30 protein-coding genes, 1 tRNA gene and 1 pseudogene are annotated in these 25,932 nt (G+C 68.5%); 16 read left to right on the top strand and 16 right to left on the bottom strand.

The features are described from left to right. Positions 1-2: 2 nt before the first annotated feature. Both H3309_RS12855 and H3309_RS12850 read right to left on the bottom strand, forming a co-directional pair. On the bottom strand, positions 3-1,493 hold the full coding sequence (locus tag H3309_RS12855; RefSeq protein ID WP_182295087.1) for a replicative DNA helicase: 1,491 nt from the start codon (positions 1,491-1,493) through the stop codon (positions 3-5). 76 nt (positions 1,494-1,569) lie between these two features. Continuing rightward, positions 1,570-3,762 (bottom strand): S8 family serine peptidase, encoded by a 2,193-nt coding sequence (locus tag H3309_RS12850; protein WP_182295086.1) that lies wholly within the window; start codon positions 3,760-3,762, stop codon positions 1,570-1,572. Positions 3,763-3,803: 41 nt separating this feature from the next. Here H3309_RS12850 and H3309_RS12845 point away from each other — a divergent pair, with 41 nt between their 5' ends. Next, positions 3,804-4,466: a pyrimidine 5'-nucleotidase gene (locus tag H3309_RS12845; protein WP_182295085.1), complete on the top strand. Its 663-nt coding sequence runs from the start codon at positions 3,804-3,806 to the stop codon at positions 4,464-4,466. Next, the gene (dapD, locus tag H3309_RS12840) at positions 4,463-5,296 is read left to right on the top strand and encodes a 2,3,4,5-tetrahydropyridine-2,6-dicarboxylate N-succinyltransferase (protein WP_182295084.1); all 834 of its coding nucleotides are present in this window, start codon (positions 4,463-4,465) and stop codon (positions 5,294-5,296) included. Before H3309_RS12845 ends, dapD begins: the two co-directional genes overlap by 4 nt. 50 nt (positions 5,297-5,346) lie before the next feature. Here dapD and H3309_RS17370 read toward each other — a convergent pair whose 3' ends face one another. Continuing rightward, complete coding sequence (locus tag H3309_RS17370) at positions 5,347-6,642, bottom strand: PQQ-dependent sugar dehydrogenase (RefSeq protein ID WP_182295083.1); 1,296 nt, start codon at positions 6,640-6,642, stop codon at positions 5,347-5,349. A 190-nt stretch (positions 6,643-6,832) separates the two neighbouring features. Beyond that, positions 6,833-7,543, bottom strand: a complete 711-nt coding sequence (gene queC, locus H3309_RS12830) for a 7-cyano-7-deazaguanine synthase QueC (protein ID WP_182295082.1) — start codon at positions 7,541-7,543, stop codon at positions 6,833-6,835. Between the two features lie 98 nt (positions 7,544-7,641). Between queC and hemA the strand changes: the two genes are divergently transcribed. After that, complete coding sequence (gene hemA, locus H3309_RS12825; RefSeq protein ID WP_182298744.1) at positions 7,642-8,856, top strand: 5-aminolevulinate synthase; 1,215 nt, start codon at positions 7,642-7,644, stop codon at positions 8,854-8,856. Here hemA and H3309_RS12820 read toward each other — a convergent pair. Both H3309_RS12820 and H3309_RS12815 read right to left on the bottom strand, forming a co-directional pair. Continuing rightward, positions 8,853-9,410, bottom strand: a complete 558-nt coding sequence (locus H3309_RS12820; RefSeq protein WP_182295081.1) for a Uma2 family endonuclease — start codon at positions 9,408-9,410, stop codon at positions 8,853-8,855. The two genes, hemA and H3309_RS12820, sit on opposite strands and share 4 nt — an antisense overlap. Beyond that, positions 9,407-9,856 carry a DUF3429 domain-containing protein gene (locus H3309_RS12815; RefSeq protein WP_243453723.1) on the bottom strand — a complete coding sequence of 150 codons (450 nt, stop codon included), beginning with the start codon at positions 9,854-9,856 and terminating at the stop codon, positions 9,407-9,409. The genes H3309_RS12820 and H3309_RS12815 overlap by 4 nt, the downstream gene beginning before the upstream one ends. 101 nt (positions 9,857-9,957) lie before the next feature. On the opposite strand from H3309_RS12815, the gene rpiB reads away from it, so the two are divergent. The 4 genes from rpiB (at position 9,958) to H3309_RS12795 (ending at position 12,983) form a co-directional block, all read left to right on the top strand. Beyond that, positions 9,958-10,386, top strand: coding sequence for a ribose 5-phosphate isomerase B (rpiB, locus tag H3309_RS12810; RefSeq protein WP_182298741.1), 429 nt, complete (start codon positions 9,958-9,960; stop codon positions 10,384-10,386). A gap of 4 nt (positions 10,387-10,390) precedes the next feature. Beyond that, the gene (glyA, locus tag H3309_RS12805; protein WP_182295080.1) at positions 10,391-11,686 is read left to right on the top strand and encodes a serine hydroxymethyltransferase; all 1,296 of its coding nucleotides are present in this window, start codon (positions 10,391-10,393) and stop codon (positions 11,684-11,686) included. 102 nt (positions 11,687-11,788) lie between these two features. After that, the gene (gene nrdR / locus H3309_RS12800; RefSeq protein ID WP_182295079.1) at positions 11,789-12,256 is read left to right on the top strand and encodes a transcriptional regulator NrdR; all 468 of its coding nucleotides are present in this window, start codon (positions 11,789-11,791) and stop codon (positions 12,254-12,256) included. Continuing rightward, complete coding sequence (locus H3309_RS12795; RefSeq protein ID WP_182295078.1) at positions 12,246-12,983, top strand: RNA methyltransferase; 738 nt, start codon at positions 12,246-12,248, stop codon at positions 12,981-12,983. Before nrdR ends, H3309_RS12795 begins: the two co-directional genes overlap by 11 nt. Here the strand turns inward: H3309_RS12795 and H3309_RS12790 are convergent. Next, on the bottom strand, positions 12,968-13,306 hold the full coding sequence (locus tag H3309_RS12790; protein WP_317983325.1) for a winged helix-turn-helix domain-containing protein: 339 nt from the start codon (positions 13,304-13,306) through the stop codon (positions 12,968-12,970). The two genes, H3309_RS12795 and H3309_RS12790, sit on opposite strands and share 16 nt — an antisense overlap. A gap of 38 nt (positions 13,307-13,344) precedes the next feature. After that, positions 13,345-13,659: a CtrA inhibitor SciP gene (sciP, locus tag H3309_RS12785; protein ID WP_317983324.1), complete on the bottom strand. Its 315-nt coding sequence runs from the start codon at positions 13,657-13,659 to the stop codon at positions 13,345-13,347. Between the two features lie 177 nt (positions 13,660-13,836). Here sciP and mnmA point away from each other — a divergent pair, with 177 nt between their 5' ends. Both mnmA and H3309_RS12775 read left to right on the top strand, forming a co-directional pair. Then, complete coding sequence (gene mnmA, locus H3309_RS12780) at positions 13,837-14,967, top strand: tRNA 2-thiouridine(34) synthase MnmA (protein WP_182295076.1); 1,131 nt, start codon at positions 13,837-13,839, stop codon at positions 14,965-14,967. Between the two features lie 12 nt (positions 14,968-14,979). After that, positions 14,980-15,534 (top strand): Uma2 family endonuclease, encoded by a 555-nt coding sequence (locus tag H3309_RS12775; protein WP_182295075.1) that lies wholly within the window; start codon positions 14,980-14,982, stop codon positions 15,532-15,534. A 2-nt stretch (positions 15,535-15,536) separates the two neighbouring features. Here H3309_RS12775 and H3309_RS12770 read toward each other — a convergent pair whose 3' ends face one another. The 3 genes from H3309_RS12770 to H3309_RS12760 form a co-directional block, all read right to left on the bottom strand. Beyond that, positions 15,537-16,631, bottom strand: coding sequence for a DUF3616 domain-containing protein (locus H3309_RS12770; RefSeq protein WP_182295074.1), 1,095 nt, complete (start codon positions 16,629-16,631; stop codon positions 15,537-15,539). Positions 16,632-16,706: 75 nt separating this feature from the next. Next, entirely contained in the window at positions 16,707-18,050 is a 1,344-nt protein-coding gene (accC, locus tag H3309_RS12765; RefSeq protein ID WP_182295073.1) for an acetyl-CoA carboxylase biotin carboxylase subunit, read from the bottom strand. Next, the gene (locus H3309_RS12760; RefSeq protein ID WP_182295072.1) at positions 18,050-18,514 is read right to left on the bottom strand and encodes an acetyl-CoA carboxylase biotin carboxyl carrier protein; all 465 of its coding nucleotides are present in this window, start codon (positions 18,512-18,514) and stop codon (positions 18,050-18,052) included. The genes accC and H3309_RS12760 overlap by 1 nt, the downstream gene beginning before the upstream one ends. Before the next feature lie 84 nt (positions 18,515-18,598). Between H3309_RS12760 and thiS the strand changes: the two are divergent. Beyond that, positions 18,599-19,581 (top strand): annotated as a pseudogene (gene thiS, locus H3309_RS12750) (sulfur carrier protein ThiS). Here the strand turns inward: thiS and H3309_RS12745 are convergent. The 4 genes from H3309_RS12745 to H3309_RS12730 all read right to left on the bottom strand — a co-directional run bounded on the left by H3309_RS12745 (position 19,542) and on the right by H3309_RS12730 (position 21,871). Further along, positions 19,542-20,741, bottom strand: a complete 1,200-nt coding sequence (locus H3309_RS12745; protein ID WP_182295069.1) for an RNA polymerase sigma factor — start codon at positions 20,739-20,741, stop codon at positions 19,542-19,544. The pseudogene thiS and the gene H3309_RS12745 overlap by 40 nt on opposite strands. A 98-nt stretch (positions 20,742-20,839) precedes the next feature. Further along, complete coding sequence (locus H3309_RS12740; protein ID WP_182295068.1) at positions 20,840-21,193, bottom strand: YciI family protein; 354 nt, start codon at positions 21,191-21,193, stop codon at positions 20,840-20,842. A 73-nt stretch (positions 21,194-21,266) separates the two neighbouring features. Next, on the bottom strand, positions 21,267-21,458 hold the full coding sequence (locus H3309_RS12735) for a helix-turn-helix transcriptional regulator (RefSeq protein ID WP_182295067.1): 192 nt from the start codon (positions 21,456-21,458) through the stop codon (positions 21,267-21,269). Beyond that, entirely contained in the window at positions 21,455-21,871 is a 417-nt protein-coding gene (locus H3309_RS12730; RefSeq protein ID WP_182295066.1) for a hypothetical protein, read from the bottom strand. Before H3309_RS12730 ends, H3309_RS12735 begins: the two co-directional genes overlap by 4 nt. A gap of 162 nt (positions 21,872-22,033) precedes the next feature. On the opposite strand from H3309_RS12730, the gene efp reads away from it, so the two are divergent. Next, the gene (gene efp, locus H3309_RS12725) at positions 22,034-22,597 is read left to right on the top strand and encodes an elongation factor P (protein WP_182295065.1); all 564 of its coding nucleotides are present in this window, start codon (positions 22,034-22,036) and stop codon (positions 22,595-22,597) included. Between the two features lie 4 nt (positions 22,598-22,601). Beyond that, a complete protein-coding gene (locus H3309_RS12720) occupies positions 22,602-23,408 on the top strand; it encodes an inositol monophosphatase family protein (RefSeq protein ID WP_182295064.1) in 807 nt (268 codons plus the stop codon). A 128-nt stretch (positions 23,409-23,536) separates the two neighbouring features. Here the strand turns inward: H3309_RS12720 and H3309_RS12715 are convergent. Next, positions 23,537-23,626: transfer RNA gene (locus tag H3309_RS12715), tRNA-Ser, on the bottom strand. 128 nt (positions 23,627-23,754) lie between these two features. Here H3309_RS12715 and H3309_RS12710 point away from each other — a divergent pair. The 4 genes from H3309_RS12710 to H3309_RS12695 are packed head-to-tail and all read left to right on the top strand — an operon-like array spanning position 23,755 to position 25,922. After that, positions 23,755-23,994 carry a DUF2312 domain-containing protein gene (locus H3309_RS12710; protein ID WP_182295063.1) on the top strand — a complete coding sequence of 80 codons (240 nt, stop codon included), beginning with the start codon at positions 23,755-23,757 and terminating at the stop codon, positions 23,992-23,994. Positions 23,995-24,005: 11 nt separating this feature from the next. Beyond that, positions 24,006-24,632: a glutathione S-transferase family protein gene (locus H3309_RS12705; protein ID WP_182295062.1), complete on the top strand. Its 627-nt coding sequence runs from the start codon at positions 24,006-24,008 to the stop codon at positions 24,630-24,632. A 38-nt stretch (positions 24,633-24,670) separates the two neighbouring features. Next, positions 24,671-25,147 (top strand): (2Fe-2S)-binding protein, encoded by a 477-nt coding sequence (locus tag H3309_RS12700; RefSeq protein ID WP_182295061.1) that lies wholly within the window; start codon positions 24,671-24,673, stop codon positions 25,145-25,147. Further along, entirely contained in the window at positions 25,134-25,922 is a 789-nt protein-coding gene (locus tag H3309_RS12695; protein WP_182295060.1) for an FAD binding domain-containing protein, read from the top strand. Before H3309_RS12700 ends, H3309_RS12695 begins: the two co-directional genes overlap by 14 nt. Positions 25,923-25,932: the final 10 nt, after the last annotated feature.

The following is a 25,932-nucleotide window of genomic DNA, read 5'->3' as shown; positions in this document are numbered from 1 at the left end:
GCTCAGTTGTCGTCCCCATAACCCCAGTCGCCATCGGCCGGATCGCTGAATCGCGTAACCGTTTTGGCGAACATCAGCGGCACGATGCCGGTGGCACCGTGGCGCTGCTTGGCGACGATCACCTCGGCGCGCCCCTCGATCCGGTGGGCCTTCTGCAGCCAGGCGTCGAATTTTTCGCTGCCGTCTTCGGGCTTCTTGTTGGCGTGGTAATATTCGTCGCGATAGACGAACATGACGATGTCGGCGTCCTGCTCGATGGTGCCGGATTCGCGCAGGTCGGCGAGTTGCGGCCGCTTGTCCTCGCGATTCTCGACCGCGCGGGAAAGCTGGGAGAGCGCGATCACCGGCACGTCCAGCTCCTTCGCCAGGGTCTTCAGGCCGCGGGTGATCTCGCTGATCTCGTTGACGCGGTTGTCGCTGGCACGGCTGCCACTGCCCTGCAAAAGTTGCAGATAGTCGACGACGATCAAGCCGATCTTCTTCTGCCGCTTCAGCCGCCGGGCACGGGCGCGGAGCTGGGCGATGCTGAGCGCCGGCGTATCATCGATGTGCAGCGGCAGATCCTGAAGGTTGGCGGCGGCGCGCGCCAGATTGTTGAAATCACCTTGGTTGATGCGGCCCATCCGCAGGTCCTCGCTGCTGATGCCGGCCTGTTCGGCGAGGATGCGGTTGGCGAGCTGTTCCGCCGACATTTCCAGGCTGAAGAAGGCGACCGGCGCGCCGGCGCTGCCGCTCATGCCGGTTGCCGTGTCGCCCATGAAACGCAGCGCGCAGCTGAAGGCCATGTTGGTGGCAAGCGCGGTCTTGCCCATCGCGGGGCGGCCGGCAATGATGACGAGGTCGCTGTTGTGCAGGCCGCCGATCTTGTTGTTGATGCCGTCGAGGCCGGTGGTCAGGCCGGACAAATGTCCGCCGGATTTCATTGCCTTGGCAGCCATCTCGACCGCTTTCTGCGCGGCCGCGGCAAAGCCCTGCACCGCGCCTGACACCTCGCCCTGCTCGGCGACGCGATAGAGCGCCTCCTCCGCCGCCTCGATCTGCGCCAGCGGCGCGACGTCGCTGCTGGTGTCGGTGGCACCGGCCACCAGATTGGTGCCGACATGAATCAATTCGCGCAGCAGCGCCAGGTCATAGATCTGCGTCGCGCAGTCCCGCGCCGCCAGCAGCACGCCATGATCCTCGGTCAGGCGCAGCAGATAGGCCGGGCCGCCCAGTTCGGCCATGGCCGGATCGCTTTCGAACAACGGGCGCAGCGTGACCGGATTGGCAATCATGTTGCGATCGGCGAGCCTGCCGATCTGGTCATAGATGCGACCGTGCATCGGCTCGTAGAAATGCTCGGCGCGCAATTTCAGGTTCACGTCCTCGAACAGCCGGTTCTCCAGCAGCAGTGCGCCCAGCAGTGCCCGTTCGGCATCGATGTTGTGCGGCACATTCGCCGCCTCCGGATCGGGCGCCGCGCCGCCCGGAAATTGATAGATCGTCCCTGCCATGCCCCCCTCTCGCCAATGCGCGGCGCGACGGCAAGGGCGTGGCACTGTGGATAACGTGCATGGTTCGACGGACGGGTCAGAAACCCCGGCTGATGCGCAGCGCGCCCCCCCTGTCAGCCGGTTGGGCGGTCTGATGCCCCGGCTGGAAGCGGTTGAAAAGGTTGAGGTCGGCCCGCCAGGCGCCCGCCGTTCCGCTCCACCCCAGTTCCAGCGCGCGCTCGCGTCCGTGCGGGGCGAGGAGCAACATCCGCGCACCCTCCCCGGGCACATCCAACCGGAGGCTGCCCGATTCGACCCGCAGCGGTTGCGCAAGGCGCAGCGTCAGGCTGCCCCAGCGGGTGTCGCCGCTGACCTCCGCTGACCAGGACCGTGCCCGGATCGCCCCGCCGGCCGCCAGCAGCCCGGGCGTCAGCTGTGGCGTCACCCGCGCCTGCCGCCCCGCCAGCCGCAGCTGCACCGGCCCGACCGGCAGGGTGAACGCGGCACCGGCAGCAAGGCTGCGCGCCCCGGCCAGGCCGAAGGCGGGGTTCAGCCGGGTGCCGAGCAGCGCACCATCTTCGCTGCCCTGCGACAGGTGCAGCGCGAGACTTGCCGATCCGACCGCGCGCGCGGCGCCGAGCGTCAGCAGGCGCGTGTCCGCCAGCGCACGCAGGCCGAGCATCGGGGTGAGTTGCGCGCGCGAGCGGTGCGCCGCCACGGCCCAGGTCCAGGCGCCCTGCTGCTGGCTGAGCACGAAGGCCGACAGCGGCGCGCCGGCGCCGCGGCCGTCCGCCAGGCCATCGTCGCTGGCCAGCATCGCCCGCGCGCTGCCACCTGGCAGGAAGGCGCCCGCGGCAAAGCCCTGCGCCGCCACCAGCCGCGTGCCGCCCATCGACAGGTGCAGCAGGCTGGCATCGGGGCGGCGCGCGGCATGGGCATCGAAGCCGGCCTGCGCCAGCCCGAGCGCGGGGTCGCCGCCGGCGTGGCGCGTGATGATGGCGACACCGGCGGAGAGGTCGCGGAAAGCGGTCGACCGCAGCAGCTCGGTGCCGGCGAGGTCGCTTTCCGGCGCCAGCAGCGCGCCCGCCAGCCGGCCGACGCCCGCGGGGCGCAGCGAGGCGCCGAGGTTCAGCGCATAGGCGCGGCCATAGCCATCGACCACCGGCACCGCCGCCAGCCCGCCGCCGAGCGACAGGCCGTCGCCCAGCGCGCTGCCCAGGCTGCCGCTGGCCGTCATCGCCACGGGGATGGCGCTGCCGGCGAGGCTGGTGCCGCCCGCGGGCGCAAAGGCGGCGGCGATGTTCAACCGGCCACGGCCATAGACGCCATCGGTGCCGGGCACGCCGGCGTCGTCCGCGGTGCGCAGCAGGAGCGAGACGATCTGCGCACCGGTCAGCGAGGGATAGGCCTCCGCCAGCAGGGCCGCCGCGGCGCTGACCGCGGGCGCGCTGTAGCTGGTGCCGGAATAGAGATAGCCGACGCCCTGTTCGTCGAAGCTGCGCACGCGGCTGCCGAGCGCGGTGATGAAATTGGCGGCGGCGGGGCCGGCGCGATTGGAGAAATCGGTGATGGCGCCGCCGCCGTCCGTGGCGCCGACGACGATGACGTTGGCGCCGCCCGCGCTGGCGAGCGCCGCCGCCGGCAGGTCGTCGATCACCCCCAGGCCGTCGTTGCCGGCGGCCACCACCAACACCACGCCGGCGGCGGCGGCGCGCTGGAAGGCGCCGCGCAACTGGCTGTTGCCACCGGAGCCGCCGAGCGACAGGTTGATGACCCGGGCGCCGGCGGCGACGGCGGCGTCGATCCCGGCCGAGATCGCGGTGTCGGTATAGGAACAGCCGTCCGCCGTGCAGCCGCCGGCGCGGTCGGCGCGCAGGGCAAGCAGCGTGGCGCCCGGGGCCACGCCCTGGATGTTGCTGTCGTTGCGCGCCGCCACCATCACCGCGGCGACCGAGGTGCCATGGCCGCTCTCGTCGGTGATGGCGCGGCCGGCGCCGGTGACGTCGCGGCTGGCGGGGTGGAGGCGGCCGGCGAACTCCGGGCTGTTGTTGTTCACGCCGCTGTCGATGTCGGCGATGGTGACGCCGGCGCCGGTCCAGCCGCTGTTCCACACGCCGAGCACCTGCGCGCTGATGGCGGCATTGCTGCGGCGATATTCGGCGCTGTCATAATTGCCCGGTGTCGGCGGCGGCACGGGCACCGGCGTGGGCGCGGGCGGCGCGGCGCCGGTGATCAGGCCGGCACCGCCGCCACCGCAGGCCGACAGCAGCAGCGCGCCCAGCAGCAGCATGGGCTGGCCAAGCCGCCGGGTGTCCGTTATGCCGCGCATCGATGAAACCCCCCTTTGCGCATGTCGAAACCTGGTTGTTCGACATGGATAATACGCTTTACCATCCGCGTGCCAACCTGTTCGCGCAAATCGACGTGCGGATGGAGGCCTATGTCGCCGAGCTGCTGGGGCTGGACCGCGCGGCGGCGCGGGTGGTGCAGAAACGCTATTTCCACGAGCATGGCACGACGCTGCGCGGGCTGATGAACGATCATGGCGTGGCGCCGGCGGATTTCCTGGCGAAGGTGCACGACCTGGACTTTTCCGTGCTGTCGCCGGATCCGCGCGTGGTGGCGGGGCTGGCGCGGTTGCCGGGGCGGAAATATGTCTTCACCAACGGCGATGCCGACTATGCGGCGAGGGTGCTGGGGGCGCTGGGCATCGGGGCGGCGTTCGACGGCGTGTTCGACATTCATGCCATGGAATATCGGCCGAAACCCGATCCGCTTGCCTATGAAAAGCTGGTGGCGGCGCTGGATTTCGATCCGGCGAAAGCCTTCTTTGCCGAGGACATGGCGCACAATCTGAAGCCGGCGAAGGCGCTGGGGATGGCGACGCTGTGGGTCAACAATGGCTCGGAACGCGGCGGACATGGCGCGCACCCGGACTTCATCGACCAGGAAACCCATGATTTTGCCGAATGGCTGGAGGCGATCACCGCATGAGCATCGAGCGCATCATCGACGCCGCCTGGGAGGCGCGCGGGGACATCGGCAGCGGGACGCAGGGCGAGGTGCGCGACGCGGTGGAGGCGGCGATCGCCGGGCTGGACGGCGGAACCCTGCGCGTCGCGGAAAAGCGCGACGGTTCGTGGCAGGTGAACCAGTGGCTGAAGAAGGCGGTGCTGCTGAGCTTTCGGCTGAACCCGAACCGGCCGATCCATGGCGGGCCGGACGACGGCCACTGGTGGGACAAGGTGGGCAGCAAATTCCATGGCTGGGGGCCGGCGGTGTTCGCCGCCGCGGGTTTCCGCGCGGTGCCGGGCAGCATCGTGCGGCGCGGCGCCTATGTCGCGCCGGGCGCGGTGCTGATGCCCAGCTTCGTCAACATCGGTGCGCGGGTGGGCGAAAACAGCATGATCGACACCTGGGCGACGGTGGGCAGCTGCGCGCAGATCGGCGCCAATGTGCACATCAGCGGCGGCACCGGCATCGGCGGCGTGCTGGAGCCGTTGCAGGCCGGGCCGGTGATCATCGAGGATGATGCCTTCATCGGCGCGCGCAGCGAGGTGGCCGAAGGGGTGATCGTGGAGCAGGGCGCGGTGATCTCGATGGGCGTGTTCCTGGGGGCGAGCACCAAGATCATCGACCGGGCGACCGGTGAGGTGTTCATGGGCCGGGTGCCGGCCTATGCCGTGGTGGTGCCGGGCAGCCTGCCGGGGAAGGCACTGCCCGACGGCTCGCCGGGGCCGAGCCTGGCCTGCGCGGTGATCGTGAAGCGGGTGGACGCGCAGACGCGGGCGAAGACCGGGATCAATGAGCTGCTGCGCGATTGACGGCAGGCGGCTGGATGGTCCCGGAAGGTCCCGCGAAGAAAGTGTCAGCCTCAATCGGGGGGTTGGCGGTTTTCGCCTGATTTTTGGGCAGGCGTGTCGGCGGGTCGCCGGCGAAGGGCGAGTCCGATGAGGCCGAAGCCGGTGAGCATCAAGGCCCAGCTGGTGGGTTCGGGGACCGCACTGTTGAAGGCGGCGATGCTGCTTTGCGCGGTCCGGGCCGAGGAAAGGCTGTTGTTGAAGCGCAGGATGCGGCCGTCATAGCCGAGGATGTAGAGGTTGCGGTTGGCGTCTTCCCCGAACGAGGCGATGTTGACGCTGCCGAAGGGAGCGAGCGCGCTGGTGAGGTCCTGCAGGTCGCTGCCGGTGGGGCTTATCGACCAGAGCTTGCCGGTGATGAAGTCGCCAAAGATGTAGCGGCCGAAAAGGTCGGCATTTCGGGTGCCGCGGAAGACATAGCCGCCGGTGACCGAGCGGCCGATGCTGTGGTCGTAGCTGAAGATCGGCGCGGTGGTGCCGGCGGGGATGGGATCGCCGATGCCGGGGGTGGGGATCGGCCCTTCGAGCGGGCGCCAGCCGAAATTCTGGCCGCTGCTGCCGGCGACCAGGCGGTTGATCTCCTCATAGGCGCCCTGGCCGACGTCGCCGACGAAGATGTCGCCGGTGGTGCGGTCGATGCTGCCGCGCCAGGGGTTGCGCAGGCCATAGGCATAGACTTCGTTGCCGAACGGGTTGTCGGCGGGAATGGCATAGTTGCGGTCGGGATCGGCGGGAAAACCGTCGCGGCTGACGTCGATGCGCAGGACCTTGCCGAGCAGCGAATTCCTGTTCTGGGCATTGTTCTGCGGGTCGTTGCCGGAGCCGCCGTCGCCGGTGGCGATCAGCAGCGATCTGCCGTCACGCGCGAAGTCGATCCAGCCGCCATTATGGTTGTCGAACGGCTGGGCGATGCGCAGGATGACCTGCGGGTCCGCCGGCGCGACGCGGAGCGACGGGATCGTGTAGCGACGGATTTCGGTGAAGAGCTGGCCGTTCACGCGGGTGGTGACATTGACGTAGATGCGGCCATTGACGCCATATTTCGGATCGAAGGCGAAACCGAGCAGGCCCTTTTCGCCGCCGCTTTCGATGTTGGGCACCGTGAAGAAGGGCGTGCGGGCGCGGGTGCTGCGGTTGACGCGCTCGATCACGCCGCCCTGCTGCACCACGAACAGGTCGTTGGCGCGGCCGGTAAGGAAGACGGGCTGCGAAAAACCGCTGCTGAAGCTGCTAACGCTGATGGCGGCTGTGGCGGGCGTGGCGGCGAGGATGGCGGCGGAAAGTGGCATTGCGACCGACAAGATACGCATTTCGCGCTCCTTTTTTTGACCCGGAGGCAGGGTGTGGGGATTTTGTGAACGGGGAAAGACGCCGGCGGCGGTTGTGCGGCGGGGAGGTGGGAATGGGCGGTGGAGCGGTTGGGGGCGGGCCGGTTCAGGCCCCTCCGTCACCAGCCCCTGGCTGGTGACACCTCCTCCGCAGGCGGGGGAGGAGCCTGGGTTAGCTGCGCGATGACGGTGTTGCTGACCATGCGTACCGTGTCGGGTCGGGAAGTTGGGCTTCCACGAACCCTTTCTGGCGGAGGCGGCAGCTGTCGCACTGGCCGCAATGTTTGCCGTCCGGGGTCGGGTCGTAGCAGCTCCAGGTCAGCGCCGGGTCGAGGCCGGCGCCATGCGCGGCGCGGACGATGTCGGCCTTGGTCATGGCAAGCAGGGGCGTGTGGACCTTGAAGGGGGTGCCTTCGACCCCGGCCCTGGTGGCGGTGTTGGCCATGGCTTCGAAGGCGGCGATGAATTCGGGGCGGCAATCGGGATAGCCGCTGTAGTCGAGCGCGTTGACGCCGATGAACAGGTCGTGGGCGCCCGCGGCCTCCGCCCAGCCGAGCGCGACCGAGAGGAAGATGGTGTTGCGCGCGGGGACATAGGTGACGGGGATGCCGGGTTCGACGCCAGTCTTGGGGACGGCGATGTCGTCGGTCAGCGCGCTGCCGCCGAAGCCGCGCAGGTCAAGCGGCAGGACGATGTGACGGGCGACGGCATAGTGCGCGGCGAGGCGGCGGGCGGCGTCGAGCTCGATGCGGTGGCGCTGGTTGTAATCGATGGTCAGCGCCAGGATGCGCCAGCCCTCTTGCGCGGCGAGGGCGAGGCAGGTGGCGGAATCGAGGCCGCCGGAGAGAAGGACGACAGCAGTTTTCGTGGCGGTTCCGGTCATCGGCGCGACATAGCGGCACGGTGGTGGGGAAGCCATCTTTTCGAGCGCGCCAAAAATGGCTATGCGCCCGCCAGCATTTTTCGCAAGAGGCGCGCGTGATCGATTACGGACGGGTGTTCGCAGGCGCCATCGAGCGGCTGCACGAGGAGGGGCGCTACCGCGTCTTCATCGATATCCTGCGCAACCGCGGCAGCTATCCGAACGCGCGCTGCTTTGCCGGCCACAATGGGCCGAAGCCGATCACGGTGTGGTGCAGCAACGACTATCTGGCGATGGGGCAGCATCCCAAGGTGATCGCGGCGATGGAGGAAGCGCTCCACGACGTGGGCGCCGGCAGCGGCGGCACGCGCAACATCGGCGGCAACACCCATTATCATATCGACCTGGAGCATGAGCTGGCCGACCTGCACGGCAAGGAAGCGGCGCTGCTGTTCACCAGCGGCTATGTCTCCAACGAGGCGACGCTTTCCACATTGGGCAAGCTGCTGCCGGGGTGCGTGATCTTTTCCGACGAGCTGAACCATGCCAGCATGATCGCCGGCATCCGCAACGCCGGCTGCGAAAAGCGGGTGTGGCGGCACAATGACCTCGCCCATCTGGAGGAACTGCTGGCGGCGGAGGATCCGGCGGCGCCGAAACTGATCGCGTTCGAGAGCGTCTATTCGATGGACGGCGACATCGCGCCGATCGCCGCGATCTGCGACCTGGCCAACAGATATCATGCGCTGACCTACCTGGACGAGGTCCATGCGGTGGGCATGTATGGGCCACGCGGCGGCGGGATTTCCGAGCGCGACGCGGTGGCCGGGCGGGTGACCATCATCGAGGGGACGCTGGGCAAGGCGTTCGGCGTGATGGGCGGCTATATCGCGGCCGACCGCGCCATCGTGGACTGCATCCGCAGCTATGCGCCGGGGTTCATCTTCACCACCAGCCTGTCCCCGGTGCTGGTGGCGGGCGTGCTGGCGAGCGTGCGGCATCTGAAGGCATCGAGCGAGGAACGCGACGCGCAGCAGGCGGCGGCGGCGCTGCTGAAGACGCTGATGGCGGACGCCGGCCTGCCGGTGATGGCGAGCGAAAGCCATATCGTGCCGCTGATGGTGGGGTGCCCGATGCGCGCCAAGCGGGTGAGCGACATCCTGCTGGCGGAATATGGCGTCTATGTGCAGCCGATCAACTATCCAACCGTGCCGCGGGGCACCGAACGGCTGCGCTTCACGCCGGGCCCGGCGCACGACGAGACGATGATGCGCGAACTGGTGGCGGCGCTGGTCGAGATCTGGGGGCGGGACGAGCTGCGCGCGGCCGCTTAGGCGAGGGTGATGCTCTTCTCCGTGCCGGGGACGGGGAGCGCCTGCGCGAAAGGGATGGTGCGGCGGGTGCGATAGCCGTGGCCGTCCGGGTCGGTCATGACATGGGTGATTTCGGCGCGGACATCGACCACCCAGAGGATGGGTACCTGGGCCGCAGCGTAGAGCGGGGCTTTGAGATCAAGGTCTTGATCGAGCGTGGAATCGGAAATCTCAACGGCGAGGAGCAGATGTTCGGCCGTTTGCGGGCCTGTGCGAGCCGCCTCAGATGTGAAGACGCCAATATCGGGGCCGCACACGGTTTGGTCGGCGAGAATGGTTGCGATGTCGAGCATGGCCTCCATCGTCGTTCCCGTGAGGCACCGGTAGAGTTCTCCGGCAACCTGCATGTGCCTGCGGCCATGCAAGGAATGGGCGGGTGACATTTTCCACAATTCTCCGTCGATCAGTTCGACCTTCATGTCTTCGAAGGCGCCGGCATCGAGCATGCGCAGATAGTCCGTGGCAGTGAAGCGCGCGGCGGGCGGGCGAACGGACAAGGGGACGTGGACATTCATACTGCCCTTATAACACCACTGGCGACGAGACCCAAGGCGATGGTGCTGGTGCCGAGGCCGAGGCTGAGGGGGAGGCGCAGGGCGAACCAGCCTTCTGGCGCGAGGCGGGTGCGTTCGAACAGGCGGTCGATGGGGAGGATCGCGATGATGAGGCCGCCGAGCAGCATCAGCATCCAGGGCGACATCACCATGACGAGCGCGAGCGCGGCCAGCGTGGGGAGCACGGCGAGGGTGAGGAGCATCGGCGCGATGGCGCGCTCGGCACGGACGGCAAAGCCCCACCAGCTGCCGCCCAGAAAGCTGAAGATCAGCGCGGCGTAAAGCGCGCCGGCCTGCCAGGCCCAGGCGCGCGCCTCGGGATCGGGGGCGAGGATGAAGCCGGCGAGCGCGGCGAAGGCGGGGGCGAGGCCGAGGACGCCGAGGGCGTGCGCGAAACGTGACATCATGGGCGGGGTGGTAGCAGGAAAAAGGCGGCATGACAGCTTGAAGAAAACCCCGCATCCGGTGCATAGGCGGGGCGTCAATCCCAAGGGGTAGCGCCATCCCGATCACCATCGCCATCGCCAGTGACCATGCCGGCTATCCGCTGAAGGCGGTGCTGGCGGACGATTTGCGCTCGGCCGGACATGACGTGCGGGACCTGGGGGCCGCGGATGCGGTGACATCGGTGGACTACCCGGATTTCGGCCGGGCGGTCGCCGAGACGGTGGTCCGCGGCGCGGCGCGCTTCGGGGTGCTGGTGTGCGGGACGGGCATCGGCATTTCGATTGCTGCGAACCGGGTGGGCGGCGCGCGGGCGGCGCTGGTACACGACCATCTGGGGGCGCGGCTGGCGCGCGAGCACAATGATGCCAACATCATCGCCTTTGGCGCGCGGGTGACGGGTGTGGAAGTGGCGCGGGATGCCCTGCGCGCCTTCCTGGAAACGGATTTTGGCGGGGGGCGCCATGCCGCCCGCGTGGGCAAGTTGGGATAGGCAGATGAGCAGCAGACCGAAGATGATCGAGGACGGATTTTTCAGCGAGACGCTGGGGGAGGCCGATCCGGCGGTGTTCAAGGCAGTGCGCGGTGAGCTGCTGCGGCAGCAGGAGCAGATCGAGCTGATCGCGTCTGAAAACATCGTGTCGAAGGCGGTGCTGGAAGCGCAGGGGTCGGTCTTCACCAACAAATATGCAGAAGGCTATCCGGGCAAGCGCTACTATCAGGGTTGTCACTGGTCCGATGAGGTGGAGCAGCTGGCCATCGACCGGGCGAAGGCGCTGTTCGATTGCGATTGGGCCAATGTGCAGCCGCATTCGGGCGCGCAGGCCAATGGCGCGGTGATGCTGGCGCTGGTGAAGCCGGGCGAGACGATCCTGGGGATGAGCCTGGACGCCGGTGGCCACCTGACGCACGGCGCGAAAGCGGCGCAGAGCGGCAAATGGTTCAACGCGGTGCAATATGGCGTGAAGGCCGACACGCATTTGATCGATTATGACGCCCTGGAAGCCCAGGCGGTCGCGGTGCAGCCGAAGCTGTTGATCGCCGGTGGCAGCGCCTATCCACGGCATATCGATTTCGCCCGCATGCGCGCCATTGCCGACAAGGTCGGGGCGTATCTGCTGGTGGACATGGCGCATTTCGCCGGGCTGGTGGCGGCGGGCGTGCATCCATCACCACTGCCGCATGCGCATGTGGTGACGACGACGACGCACAAGACGCTGCGGGGGCCGCGCGGCGGCATGATCCTGAGCAATGACGGGGAGATCGGCAAGAAGCTGAACAGCGCGGTGTTTCCGGGATTGCAGGGCGGACCGCTGATGCATGTGATCGCCGCCAAAGCCGTGGCGTTCGGTGAGGCGCTGCGGCCCGAATTCAAGGATTATGCGCGCGCGGTGATCGCCAACGCGCAGATGCTGGCATCGACGCTGGTCAATCGCGGCTGCGCGGTGGTGGCCGGCGGCACGGACACGCACCTGGCGCTCATTGATCTGACACCCAAGGGCATCACCGGCAAGGATGCCGACGAAGCGCTGGAACGGGCCGGCATCACCTGCAACAAGAACGGCATTCCCTTCGATCCGCTGCCGCCGATGAAAACAAGCGGCATCCGCGTCGGCTCGCCGGCGGGAACGACGCGCGGCTTCGGCCAGGCGGAGTTCGCCGCCATCGGCGAGATGATCGCCGATGTGCTGGACGGGCTGGCGGCGCATGGCGCCGAGGGCAATGCCGATGTCGAGCGGGCGGTGCGCGACCGGGTGCGTGCGCTGTGCCGGCGCTTTCCGATCTATGGCTAAGCTGGTGCGGGCGTTGTGCGGCATCTGCGGCTGGGGCAATCGCCCCGGCGCCCGCAATTGCGAGAATTGCGGCGAAGCGCTGCCGCGCGGACGTGGCCGCTGATGCGCTGCCCCTTCTGCCTGCATGACGACAGCCAGGTGAAGGACAGCCGGCCGACGGAGGACGGCTCATCCATCCGGCGGCGGCGGCAATGCCCCGAATGTGGCGCGCGCTTCACCACCTTCGAGCGGGTGCAGCTGCGCGAGCTGACGGTGGTGAAGAAGTCCGGCAAGCGCGAGCCGTTCGAGCGCGAGAAGCTGGCGACCTCGATCCACATCGCCTGCCGCAAGCGCGATGTCGACGGCGAGCGCATCGACCGGCTGATCAGCGCCGTCGTCCGCCAGCTGGAGGCGCTGGGCGAGAATGAGGTGACGGCGGGGCAGATCGGCAGCCTGGTGATGGCGGCGCTGGAGCGGCTGGATCCCGTTGCCTACATAAGATTTGCCAGTGTCTACAAGGATTTCCGAGAAGCGCGGGATTTCGAGACCTTTGTGGGGAGCCTGCCGAAGACGCTGCCGCGTGACGCCTGATCCCGCGCCCGCGATCATCCTGGTGCGGCCGCAGCTGGGGATGAACATCGGCATGGTGGCGCGGGCGATGGCCAATTTCGGGCTGGATGACCTGCGCCTGGTGAACCCGCGCGATGGCTGGCCCAACCCCGACGCAGGCCCGGCGGCGGCCGGCGCGGATGGGGTGTTGGACTCGGTGCGGGTGTATGACAGTGTCGACGCGGCGCTGCACGACTGCCGGCTGAGCTTCGCGACGACGATGATCCTGAAGGGCCTGCCCAAGCCGGTGGCGACGCCGCGGCATGCGGTGGCATCGATCCGCGCGGCCAGGGTGAAGGCGGGCATCCTGTTCGGGCCGGAAGCGGCGGGGATGAGCAAGGATGACATGGCGGCGGTGCAGACGCTCATCACCATCCCTGCGTCGGCCGACTTCGCGTCGCTGAACCTGGCGCAGGCGGTGCTGACACTGGCCTATGAGTGGGGGACGGCGGCCGGTGACGCCCCGGCGTTGCGGGATGTGCCGGATCCGCCGGCGCCGCACGCAGAACTGGCGGAACTGGTCGCGCAACTGGTGGAGGCGCTGGAGCGGGCCGGTTATTTCCACATCGCCGACCGGCGGCCCACGTCGGAACGGGCGATCGCCGCCATGCTGGCAAAGGCGGGGTGGAGCAGCCAGCAGGTGCGCACGATGCGGGGGATCGTGCGCGCACTGTCGGAAGCGCGGGCCGCCCGTCAGCGCACCACGTAACCCCGGCCCCAGACCGTTTCAATGAAGGGCTGGGCGCCCAGGTCGGCGAACTTCTTGCGGATCTTGCAGATGAAGACGTCGATGATCTTCAATTCCGGCTCTTCGCGGCCTTCATAGAGGTGCGCCAGGAACATCTCCTTGGTCTGGGTGACGCCGCGACGGTTCAGCAGGAACGCCAGGCAATCGAACTCCTTGGCGGTCAGGGGCACGATCTTGCCGGCGACGCGGGCAATGCGCCGGTCGAGGTCGATCCCGACATTGCCGATCACCGTTTCCGGCACCGGACGCACGAACGGGCTGCCGGCGCTGTCGTCGGCGCGCATCGCGCCATTGCTGTGGTCGAGCATGGGATGTCCTCCGCTCAACGCGCGGCCAGCAGCCGCTGGTCGTAACCGCGGTAATGCTGGATGCGGGTAACGCGCAGCCCCGGCGTGCCGGCGCGGTCGATGCAGTCCTGCCACAACGCCAGTTCCTCGGGCGAGAGGTTGTAGCGGGCGCAGGCCTCCGCCTCGCTCAACAGCCCGCCCTTGATGGCGGCGAGCACCTCGGCCTTGCGGCGGGCAACCCAGCGCGTGGTGTGCGGCGGCGGCAGGTCGGCGAGCGTCAGCCGCCGCCCGTCCGGCCCCTTCACCGATTGGGGAGCGTTCATCCATCCCATCTGATATGCAGTTGCCATCTGATCCGACCTTTCACACTCCCCTTGGCCGTTACGGCTGACCGGGAAAAATGGTTGCATCGGGCGTTGCCAGGGTCTTTTTGGTTCCGCCTTGCCAACCTTAACGACTCACCTCGCCCTCACTTGAGGTTTGCCGTTCGCCTTCATAACTGAGTAACCACGAAAAGTTTGCAAACCATGGTAACATTATCGACCTTGCCAGCGGCTGTCCGGCGCGCCTTGCCGCCGCCGGGAAGCCGCGTTGTGGTGGCGATGTCCGGCGGCGTCGATTCATCCGTGGTGGCTGCGGTTGCGGCGGCGCACGGGTGCGAGACGATCGGGGTGACACTGCGCCTGTCCGACGCGGACGATGCGCCCAAGCGGGACGGTGCCTGCTGTGCCGGCACCGACATCGCCGACGCGCGGGCAGTGGCCGATCGGCTGGGGATCGCGCATTATGTGCTTGATTATGCGAGTGCCTTTCGCGCCGAGGTGATGGCGGATTTCGCCGCCCAGTATATGGCAGGCCGCACGCCTGTTCCCTGCATAACGTGCAACCAGACGGTGAAGTTCCGCGACCTGCTGGGGGTGGCGGAGGCGCTGGGGGCCGAGGCGCTGCTGACCGGCCACTATGTCCAGCGCCTGGGGGATGAGCTGCATCGCGGGGTCGATCCGGCGAAGGACCAGAGCTATTTCCTGTTTGCCACGACGCGCGCGCAACTGGCGCGCCTGCGCTTTCCGCTGGGCGGGCTGGACAAGGCGGCGACGCGTACGCTGGCGGCGGATTTCGGCCTGCGCGTGGCGGGCAAGCCCGATTCGCAGGATATCTGCTTCGTGCCGAACGGTGACTATCGCAGCGTGGTGCGCAAGCTGCGGCCGGACGCCGACGCACCCGGGGAGATTGTGGACGCGGATGGCCGCGTGCTGGGGCGGCATGACGGGCTGATCGGCTTCACCGTCGGGCAGCGGCGCGGGGTGAATGTGGGCGGGCAGGCGGCGCCACTCTATGTCCTTCGGCTGGAGCCGGCGACCAACCGCGTGGTGGTGGGGCCGCGGGCGGCGCTGGCGGTGGCGGCGGTGCGGCTGGATGCGCTGAACTGGCTGGGTGACGACGCGCCGGCGGGGCGGCGGGTGACCGTGAAACTGCGCAGCATGGCACCCCTGGTCGAGGCAAGGATGGAGGATGAGCGCTCGCTGCGGTTCGACGTGCCGCAATATGGCGTGGCGCCGGGCCAGGCGGCGGTGATCTATGATGGCAGCCGGGTGCTGGGCGGCGGGTTCATGGTGGCAACCGAGGGGGCGCTGCTTGGCGAGGGGCTGGCGGCGTGATAGCCTGACGGCATGAATGCCCTGGCACGGGATTTTGCGGCGGTTCGTCCGGCACGTTTCAACGTGGCGGATTATCTGCGCATGGCGGACGCCGGCCTGTTTTCCGAGCGCCGTGTGGATCTGGTGGATGGGGAACTGGTGGAGATGGCACCGGCACAATCGCCGCATGGCATGATGCATGCGGATCTTACGGCGATGCTCTGGGCGCTGTACAAGCCCAATGGCTTCGATCTCTGTCTGGACATCATCACGGTGCTGCCAGGTAACAATGTCCGTGCACCGGATATTGGTGTGCGGCCACGTGGTGACGATGGTCGCGTCTTCCGGTTCAACGAACTGGTGCTGGCCGTCGAGATCGCCGATTCATCGTTAAGCGACGATCTCGGCAGCAAGGCGATGAGCTATGCCAAGGCGGGCATCCCGACCTATTGGGTGGTCGATGTCAGCGCACGGGTGACGCATGTGCTGACCACGCCGGAAGACAGCGGCTATGCCAATCGGGCGGTGGTGCCTTTTGCGGCGCCGCTGACGGTGCCGGGGGTGGAGTCGACACTGGTCATCGGCTGAGATTAGGCCGGCAGGGCAAAGACGTCCGCAACGAGGCTCTTGCGGGCCTCGTGCAGGCGGGTGTCCGACGGGCTGTCGCAGATCACCAGAATGGCGTCGTCGCCCCACAGCGCGAGACCTTCGGGATGGTCCTCGCCGCGGCCGAAGGGCAGGTCGATCAGGCGTTCCGGCCGATGCAGGCGGACCTTGCGCGCATCCTGCGGCGGGTCGTTGGCCCAGTCGGTCCAGCGATAGATGGCGACCGGCCCGCTGAGGCCGGTGGTGGGGCCGGCGAGGATGAGCAGGTCGTCGCCGTGGCGCTTCAGGTCGCGGATGCCCAGGCCCTCCATGGCGAGCAGGCGTTTGCAGGGCGCGCCCTCCAGATGCAGGGCGCCCTCCTCGTCAGCCTCGACCGTAGCCTCGATCAGCACGGCATGGGTGGCAACCACCGGCCCCCGCATGCCGAGCGCGACGCGGTTGCCGGCGACCGCGATCCCCTCGATGTCGACCCCGCCTTCCTTTGCCGGAATCTCGGTGAAGGGGGCGATCAGCGGATTTCTGGCGAGCGCCTTCATCAGCGCATTGCCATGCTTGGTCTGTTTCAGCATGCCGGCGCGGCGCTCATCATCCTTTGCGACAGGTGCCCAGCCCAGCGCGTCGCGCACCAGGGGGATGCGGGCGATGAGGCAGCGGGCGCGGGTGTCCTTCAGGTCGGCGAGCTTGTCGAGGTCGATGGTTTCGCCAGCGAATTTTTCCGGTTTCGGCCGGGTGCGGGCGTGGCTGCCGGTCAGCCACAGCCAGGGCTCGCCGTCGATCATGGCGGCGGCGAGGCCCTCGAGGTCGGCCTCCTCCTCGGCATCCTTGAGCGGCAGCAGGTCGGCAAGGTGGAAAACGGTGTGACGCCCCCAGTTCCGTCCGTCGAAGGTCAGGCGGTCGATCACGCCATGCTCGTCGCCGGCGATGAACAGCGTATCATCCAGCCGGGTGCCGGCGGACGCATTGTCCGGCACGGCGTCGTCGTCACCGGCGTCGAAGGCCAGGGTGACGCGCTCGACAGGCTTCGCGGGGGTGGGCCAGGCGGCCCAGGGCGAATGCGGCGGTGGTTGCTTTCGTGGCATGGAAGACATCGTGGGGTAGCACGCAGGCTTGTGCAAGGGCCAGCCCTTGGCGTGGCCGCCGCGACAATGCGGGGATCAGCGATCCGCCAGCCAGTTTTCCAGCCATTTGATGCTGTAGTCGCCGGCGCGGAACTGCGGGTCCTCGATCAGCGCCTGGTGCAGCGGGATGGTGGTGCGGGGGCCGCCGATGACATATTCCTCCAGCGCGCGGGCAAGGCGCATCAACGCTTCCTCCCGGTTGTCGCCATAGACGATCAGCTTGGCGATCAGGCTGTCATAATAGGGCGGGATGCGGTAGCCGGCGTAAAGCGCGCTGTCGACGCGGACATGCAGCCCGCCCGGCGCGTGATAGTCGGTGACCAGGCCGGGCGAGGGGGCGAAGCTGCGCGGATCCTCGGCGTTGATGCGGCATTCGATGGCATGGCCCTGGAAGCGCACCTGATCCTGCGTGACGCTGAGCGGCAGGCCGTTCGCCACGCGGATCTGTTCGCGCACCAGGTCCAGGCCGGTGAGCATCTCGGTGACCGGATGCTCGACCTGCAGCCGGGTGTTCATCTCGATGAAATAGAATTCGCCGTTTTCCCACAGGAACTCGATGGTACCGGCGCCGCGATAGGCCATTTTCGCCATGGCATCGGCGCAGACCTTGCCCATGCGCGCGCGCTCGGCGGCACTGAGCGCGGGGGAAGGCGCCTCCTCCAGCACCTTCTGGTGGCGGCGTTGCAGTGAACAGTCGCGTTCGCCCAGGTGAACCGCATTGCCCTGGCCGTCGCCGAAAATCTGGAACTCGATATGGCGCGGGTTGCCCAGATATTTCTCGATATAGACGGTGTCGTCGCCGAAGGCGGCCTTGGCTTCCGCCTTCGCCTGGCCCATCAGGCTGGCCAGGCTGGCGGCGTCGGGCACCACCTTCATGCCGCGCCCGCCGCCGCCGGACGCCGCCTTCACCAGCACCGGATAGCCGACCTCGGCCGCCACCTTCAGGCCTTCCTCGGCTGTCGCCACCGGGCCATCGCTGCCGGGCACCAGCGGCAGGCCGAGCGCGGCCGCCGTGCGCTTCGCCTCGACCTTGTCCCCCATGGTGCGGATATGCTCGGGCGAGGGACCGATCCAGGTGATGCGGTGCTCCTCGACGATCTCCGCGAAGTGCGCGTTTTCGCTGAGGAAGCCATAGCCGGGGTGGATCGCGTCCGCCTGGGCGATTTCCGCCGCCGAGATGATGTTGGGGATGCTGAGGTAGCTTTCGGACGCCGGCGGCGGCCCGATGCAGATCGCCTCGTCGGCGAGGCGGACGTGCATCGCGTCGGCATCTGCGGTCGAGTGCACGGCGACGGTGCGGATGCCGAGTTCGCGGCAGGCGCGGTGGACGCGGAGCGCGATTTCGCCGCGGTTGGCGATGAGGATCTTGCTGATCGGCATTATTCGATCACGACGAGGGGCTGGTCATATTCCACGGGCTGCTCGTTGGCGACGAGAATGGCGACCACCCGCCCGCCGCGCGGCGCGGCGATGGGGTTCATCACCTTCATCGCCTCGATGATGAGGAGCGTGTCGCCGGCGGCGACCTCCTGCCCCTTGCTGACGAAGGCCGGCGCGCCGGGTTCGGGGGTGAGATAGGCGGTGCCGACCATCGGCGACTTGACCGCGCCGGGATGGGTCCTGGCGTCGGGTTCGGGGGGCGCGGCGCTGACGGCGGGGGCACTGGCCGCCATCGGCATGGCGGCGGGCGCCGCCATGATCGTGCCGCCAAGCTGACGCGCGATGCGGATCACCCGCTCGCCGTCCTTCACCTCGATTTCAGACAGGCTGTGTGTGTTCAGCAGCTCCGCCAGTTCGTTCACCAGACTGGTCTCGACGGCCATCGGCGCTTTCGTTTCGGTCATCCCTGAACCCTGTCGTTAACGATGATGCGGCGCTTTGCCCTAAAGCGCCTTCGCCGTCCAGTTGCGTGAGGAGCGTCACGCGCTATGGTGGGGCTGATGCTCTCCCTCACCCTCAACGGCGCGCCGCATGCCGTGCCCGCGGGCACGACGGTGGCGGCGCTCGTCGCCTCGCTGGCGCTGGGCGAGGGCCGGGTGGCGGTGGAACGCAACCGCGAAATCGCCAGCCGCAGCCGCTGGGAGGAGACGCTGCTGGCGGACGGCGACGTGCTGGAAATCGTGCATTTTGTGGGTGGTGGTTGATGGACAGCTGGAGTGTCGCCGGACGGACGTTCAACAGCCGGCTGATCGTGGGCACGGGGAAATACCGGGATTTCGCGCAGAATGCCGCCGCGGTCGAAGCGTCGGCCGCGGAGATCGTGACGGTGGCGGTGCGGCGGGTGAATGTGATGGACCGCGGGCAGCCGATGCTGACCGACTTCATCGACCCGAAACGCTACACCTATCTGCCGAACACGGCGGGCTGTTTCACCGCCGAGGATGCCGTGCGCACGCTGCGGCTGGCGCGCGAGGCGGGCGGCTGGAACCTGGTGAAGCTGGAGGTGCTGGCCGACCAGAAGACGCTGTTCCCCGATGTGGTGGAGACCATCCGCGCCACCGAAACGCTGGTGAAGGACGGTTTCGAGGTGATGGTCTATACCAGCGACGATCCGGTAGTGGCAAAGCGGCTGGAGGAGGCCGGTGCGGCGGCGATCATGCCGCTGGGCGCGCCGATCGGCAGCGGACTGGGCATCCAGAACCGGGTGACGATCCGCCTGATCGTGGAGGCGGCGAAGGTGCCGGTGCTGGTGGACGCCGGCGTGGGCACGGCGAGCGATGCGGCGATCGCCATGGAGCTGGGCTGCGATGGCGTGCTGATGAACACCGCGATCGCCGAGGCAAAGGATCCGGTGCTGATGGCCGCCGCCATGCGCGACGCCGTGGTGGCGGGGCGCAAGGCCTATCGCGCCGGTCGGATGGGCGTGCGGCGCTATGCCGATCCGTCCAGCCCGCTTGGAGGCCTGATCTGAAGCCCGGCGCGACGGGTGGCAAGGAAGCGCGCTTCAGCGGGCGCCGGTGACAGGGCGAGCGCCGCGCCATAGGCGGCGTCGGCCTCCGGGTGGCGGCCGACCCGGCGCAGCAGGTCGGCGCGGACGGCGTGCCAGGCCAGCAGGTCGGGAAGCGCCAGCGCTTCGACCTCCACGAGCGCGGCGGCGGGCGAGCAGAGCTCGGCCAGCGCGACCGCGCGGTTGAGGCGGACGAAGGGGGACTCGGCGGCCAGAAGCAGCCGGTCGTAGAGCGCCAGCACCTCGGCCCAGGGCGCCGGGTCGCCGCGACTGGCGCGGGCGCACCACAGCGCCTGGATGCGCGCCTGCAACACGCGGGGATGGTCGGGCGCGCCGGCCACCGCGCTGCGCAGCCAGGGCAGCGCGCGGGCGATCAGCGGCCGGTGCCAGCGCGCGGGGTCCTGTTCGGACAGCGGCACCATGGCACCGTCGGCATCCAGCCGGGCCGGGCGGCGCGCCTCCGCCAGGTGCAGGCTGGCGGCCTGGGCGGCGACCGCCGGCTCATCGGGCAGCAGCGCCGCCAGCGTGGCGCTGAGCTCCAGCACCTCGCGCGACAGGTCGCTTTCGATCGCATCACCATGGGCATGGGCGTGCGCGACGTCGAGCGCGATCAGCACCGCCTCCAGCCGCTCGGGCCAGGCGGCGGGCGTGGGCAGGTCGAAACCGATGCCGCTCGCCGAAATGCGCGCCTTGGCGCGGGTCAGGCGTTGCAGCATTGTCGGCTCGCTGACCAGGAAAGCGGCGGCGATGCGCGCGACCGGCAGCATCAGCAGCAGGCGCAGCAGCAGGGCGGCGCGAGCCTCCACTGCCAGCGCGGGATGGCAGGCAAGGAACATCAGCCGCAACCGCTCGTCCGGGATCAGGCTGTCTTGCGGAAGGGTCATGCGGTCATCCGGGGGCGGCGGCGGGCGGTTGCGGGCGCGCAGCTGGTCCAGCGCGGCGCGCTCCGCCACGCGCCACAGCCAGCCGGCGGGGTTGTCCGGCGCCTCGCCACGGCGGGCGGCGCGGGCGCAGGCCTCGGCGAACGCCTCCTCCGCCAGGTCGAGATCGCGGAAGCGCGCGGCGAGCAGGGCAACAATGCGACCGCCACTGGCCCGAACCGCTGGTTCGAGCCAGTGGTTCATTGTTTGGCCGGCTGCGCCGGAGAAGACGGCAGACTCCCGCCGGCGCGCGGTCGCGCTTGCGCCCTTCGGGCGGGGTGCCCGACCGCGCGTGGCATGGCTCAATCCTGCCCTTCCAGCAGCGGCCGGATTTCCACCGCGCCGGCCCCGGCGAGCGGCAGCTCGCGGGCGTAGCGAATCGCGGCATCGAGATCGGGCACGTCGATCAGGTAGAAGCCGCCCAGCTGTTCGCGCGCCTCCGCATACGGCCCGTCGTGGATGGTGCGGGCGGCGCCCGGGGCACCGGCGCGCAGCGTGGTGGCGGTGGCCACCCCTTTCAGCCCGGCGCCACCGCGCATGTGCTCGCCAAGTTTCGCGACGAAGCCGCCGTGCGCCGCCATGGCGGCGTGCATCGCCGGGGTGTCGTCGCCGCCATAGACGGCTTCATTCTCATAGATCAGCAGGGCATATTGCATCGTGGCTCTCCTTCGAAGGCAGGATGCCTCCACCCCAGAGACGCGGCAAGCACGGCGGATTCGACAGGCCGCGTCAGTCGGCGAAAAAAATGGCTTCGATGGGGCAATCGAACAGCGCGGCGATGCGGAAGGCCAGCGGCAGCGACGGGTCATAGCGGCCGGTTTCGATGGCGTTGATGCTCTGGCGGGAGATGCCGAGACGGTCGGCGAGATCGGCCTGGTTCCAGTCGCGCTCCGCCCGCAAGACTTTCAGGCGGTTTTTCATGCGCGGTCGCCGCGGCCGAGCGTCATCCGGTTCCAGATCGAGCCGAGGCCCAGCCCCGTGAACCAAAGGATCGCCACCCAGTAGCTGTCGATGTGCGGCACCAGGCGGAAATTTTCGAGGAAACCCCAGACGGTGGCGATCGACAGTGCAAAGCCGGATGCCACCAGCGATTGCCGGACCAGCAGCAGGCGCTGATATTCGTCGGTCTCCTCCAGCAGCAGGCGGGCGATCGCCCAGAAAACGCCCACGAGGGACAGGCCCGGCAGCATGGCAAGCAGCCAGAGCAGCGGCCCCTCCGCCTGGCCCTGCCCGATCAGCCGGGACGCCAGCGCCAGCGTGAGGACATAGCAGATCGTGCTGATGCCAAAACGCTTGAGATAGCGGCGCTGTGCCGACGATCGTGGACTGGACATGATTGGCTTCCTTTCCATAAAGACAAGTATCCTTTACTTATGAGTGACCACCATGTCAAGCGACCTTGTCATTTGGTGAAGGGCCTGTTTGCGCAGGCGGCCTTCACAAAGGCCGCGCCCGCCGCTAAAGCCGCCGCTGCTCTTTCCAACAACAGGTGGCCCATGAAGATCAGCGGCGTCGAGATTCGCCCCGGCAACATCATCGAGTTCGAGAACGGCATCTGGCGCGCGGTGAAGACGCAGCACACCCAGCCCGGCAAGGGCGGCGCCTACATGCAGGTGGAGCTGAAGAACCTGATCGACGGCCGCAAGAACAATGTGCGCTTCCGCAGCGCGGAGACGGTGGAGCGGGTGCGGCTGGACACCAAGGATTTCCAGTATCTCTACCCGGAAGACGACAATCTGGTGTTCATGGACAAGGAAACCTACGACCAGGTCACGCTGCCGCGCGACCTGCTGGGGGATGCCGCGGCCTTCCTGGCGGACGGCATGGACGTGACCATGGAACTCTATGACGAGCGGCCGATCAGCGTGCAGCTGCCCGAGCAGGTGGAGGCCACCATCGTGGAGGCCGACGCCGTGGTGAAGGGTCAGACGGCGTCGTCCAGCTACAAGCCCGCGATCCTGGACAATGGCGTGCGCATCATGGTGCCGCCGCACATCGGCGCCGGCACGCGGATCGTGGTGAATGTCTATGACCAGGAATATGTGAAGCGGGCGGATTGAGCCCATGCCCGGCCAGTCCGCCATCATCACCGTCATGGAGCGTGCCTGCCGCAAGGCCGCCGTTCGCCTGCGCCGCGATTTCAACGAGGTGGCGCAGCTCCAGGTGAGCCGCAAGGGCCCGGCGGATTTCGTCAGCATCGCCGACCGGGCGTGCGAGGAGACGCTGGTGGAGGCGCTGCGCCACGCGCGGCCGGGCTGGGGCTTCGTGCTGGAGGAGGGCGGCGAGATCGCCGGCGACGAAGGCGCGCCGCGCTTCATCATCGATCCCTTGGATGGCACCAGCAACTTCCTGCACGGCATCCCGCATTTCGCCATCAGCATCGGGGTGGAGAGCCAAGGCGAGATCGTCGCCGGCCTGATCTACCAGCCGCTGACCGACGAGAGTTTCTGGGCCGAGCGTGGCCAGGGCGCCTGGTTGCAGGACCGGCGGCTGCGGGTGGCGGCGCGGCGCGACCTGGCGGACTGCCTGATCGCCACCGGCATCCCCTACAAGGGCCATGGCGACCAGGCGCGGTTCGGGCAGGAACTGGCGGCGGTGATGCCGGAGGTCGCCGGCGTGCGGCGCTTCGGCGCCGCCTCGCTGGACCTGGCCTGGGTGGCGGCCGGGCGATACGACGGCTTCTGGGAGGCCGGCCTGAGCTATTGGGACATCGCCGCCGGGCTGATCATCGTGAAGGAAGCCGGCGGCTTCGTCAGCGACTTCCGCGGTGGCGAGCGCATGGTGGACCGCCGCGAGATCATCGCCGGCAACAGCGAGGTGCACAGCAAACTGCACCGCCTGGTCGCCCCGCGCGCCACCCCCCGCGGGTAAGAGGATTGGCTCAAGCAACCGGCGCCGGGAGGAAGCCGGTTCGAACCCGGCAGGGTTCGCAAGCCCGACCGGGCGTCGCGGCCAGTGCCGCGCCCTCGCGGAGGGCTTCGCCCGTGAGCGCAAAGAGGTGGCGGAAGAGGTGGGATTCGAACCCACGGACGGCTTGCACCGTCGCTGGTTTTCAAGACCAGTTCCTTAAACCACTCGGACACTCTTCCATGCCGTTCGGGGGCGCGGCGTAGCAGCGGTTCGGCGGCACGGCAAGGTTGGTGGCCGGTCTTGCGGACGGGCTTGCGGGCGGCGGGCGCGGGGGGTAGCAGGCGCCGTCACCATCAAGGGAGTATCAATGTCCACCGCGAATGTTTCCGCCGACCAGCTGCGCCTGTTCATCGAGCGCATCGAGCGGCTGGAGGAGGAAAAAAAGGCCACCGCGGACGACATCAAGGACGTCTATGCCGAGGCCAAGGCGAACGGCTATGACACCAAGACGATGCGCGCCGTCGTCCGCCTGCGGAAAATGGAATCGAACGCCCGGGCGGAAGCCGAGGCGCTGCTGGAAACCTATCGCAACGCCTTGAATCTGTAAGGGGAGCGGGCATGAAACTCTATGGCGGGGCGCTGTCGCCCTTTGTGCAGCGGGTGCTGCTGGTGGCGAAGGTGAAGGGCGTCGCGCTGCCGCTGGAACCGGCGCCGGGCGGCATCAAGTCGCCCGAATATAGGGCGCTGAACCCGATGGGGAAGATGCCGACGCTGCTGGATGGCGACATGGCGCTGCCCGAATCGGCGGTGATCGCGGAATATCTGGACGAGGTGCTGTCCGGCCCCAGCGTGCTGGGCGCGACGCCGCAGGACCGTGCCCATGTGCGGCTCATCTCCCGCCTCGCCGACCTTTATCTTTATGCCAATCTTGGCCCGCTGTTCGGCGCCCGGCAGAATCCGGACGCGCTGCCGCCGGCGATGGCGAAGCTGGCGGAGGGCATGGACTATCTCGACGCGCTGCTGCCGCGCCGCGCGGTGCCGGGTTTCACCCTCATCGACGCCTCGCTGATCCCGCTGTTCTTCTTTTTCGAGGCGCTGGACGGCAGCGCGGGCACCGCCCGCCTGATCGCCGACCGGCCCCATCTGGCCGCCTGGTGGGCAGCGGCGAAGGCAAGCGAGATCGGCGCGGCGACACTCGCCGAAATGGGCGCGGCGCTGAAAGCCTTCATGGCCCCTTCGAAATAAGCGGTGCCCGGACGCCACAGCAGGAGTAGGGGAACGGCATGAGCAACCTCCGCATCAACGGCACACCGCACGACATCGCCGCCGTGCCCCCCGAAACCCTGCTGGTGGACTGGCTGCGCGATGGCCTGCACCTGACCGGCACGCATGTCGGCTGCGACACCAGCCAGTGCGGCGCCTGCACCGTGCTGGTCGACGGCGCGACCGCGAAAGCCTGCACGCTGCTGGTGGCGCAGCTGGACGGCAGCGCGGTCACCACCATCGAGGGGCTGGGAACCGCGGACGCGCTGCATCCGATGCAGGAGGCGTTCCGCACCGCCCATGGCCTGCAATGCGGTTTCTGCACGCCGGGCATGGTGATGGCGGGCATCGGCATCGCGCAACGCCATGGCGCGGAGGTGGACGAAGCCACCGTTCGCCACGAGCTGGAGGGCAATCTCTGCCGCTGTACCGGCTACCAGAATATCGTCGCCGCCATCCTGGCGGGCGCGAAGGAGATGAGCCATGCAGGCGTTTGAATTCGCGCGCGCCGGCAGCGCCGCCGACGCGGTCGCCAAGGCCAGCGGCGATGCCGCCTACCTCGCCGGCGGCCACACGCTGCTGCCGGCGATGAAGGCCCGGCTGCGCGCGCCGGAGCGGCTGGTGGACCTGAGCCGCGCCGGGCTGTCGGGGATCGAGGCCGACCGGGAACGACTGTGGATCGGTGCCACCACCACCCATGCCGAGGTGGCCGCGTCCGACACCGTGCGCAACGCCATCCCGGGTCTCGCCACGCTGGCATCGCTGATCGGTGATCCCGCCGTGCGCAACCGCGGCACCATCGGCGGCTCGGTCGCCAACAATGACCCGTCGGCGGACTATCCGGCGGCGCTGCTGGCGCTGGATGCGGTCGTGGAAACCGACCGTGGCCGCCATGCCGCGGACGATTTCTTCCAGGGCATGTTCACGACCGCGTTGGCGGACGGCGAGCTGATCACCCGCGTGGGCTTCCGCATCCCGACCAAAAGCGCCTACGCCAAGTTCCGTCACCCCGCGTCGCGCTATGCCCTTGCCGGCGTCTATGTCGCCACCCTCGGCGGCGCGGTGCGGGTGGCGGTCACCGGCGCCTGCTATGCCGTCACCCGCTGGGCCGCCGCCGAAGCCGCGCTCGCGGCGGACTTTTCGCCCGCGGCGGTCGCCGGCCTGACCCTTGAAAGCGATGACCTCAACAGCGACATGCACGCCAGCGCCGAATACCGCGCGCACCTGTGCGGCGTGATGCTGCGGCAGGCGATGGCGGAGCTGACGGCGTGACCTCACCCTG

The organism is Sandaracinobacteroides saxicola (genome assembly GCF_014117445.1).
GTDB lineage: Bacteria > Pseudomonadota > Alphaproteobacteria > Sphingomonadales > Sphingomonadaceae > Sandaracinobacteroides_A > Sandaracinobacteroides_A saxicola.
Note: the sequence above shows the minus strand (reverse complement) of the source record. Positions and strands in the feature narration are given on the sequence as shown.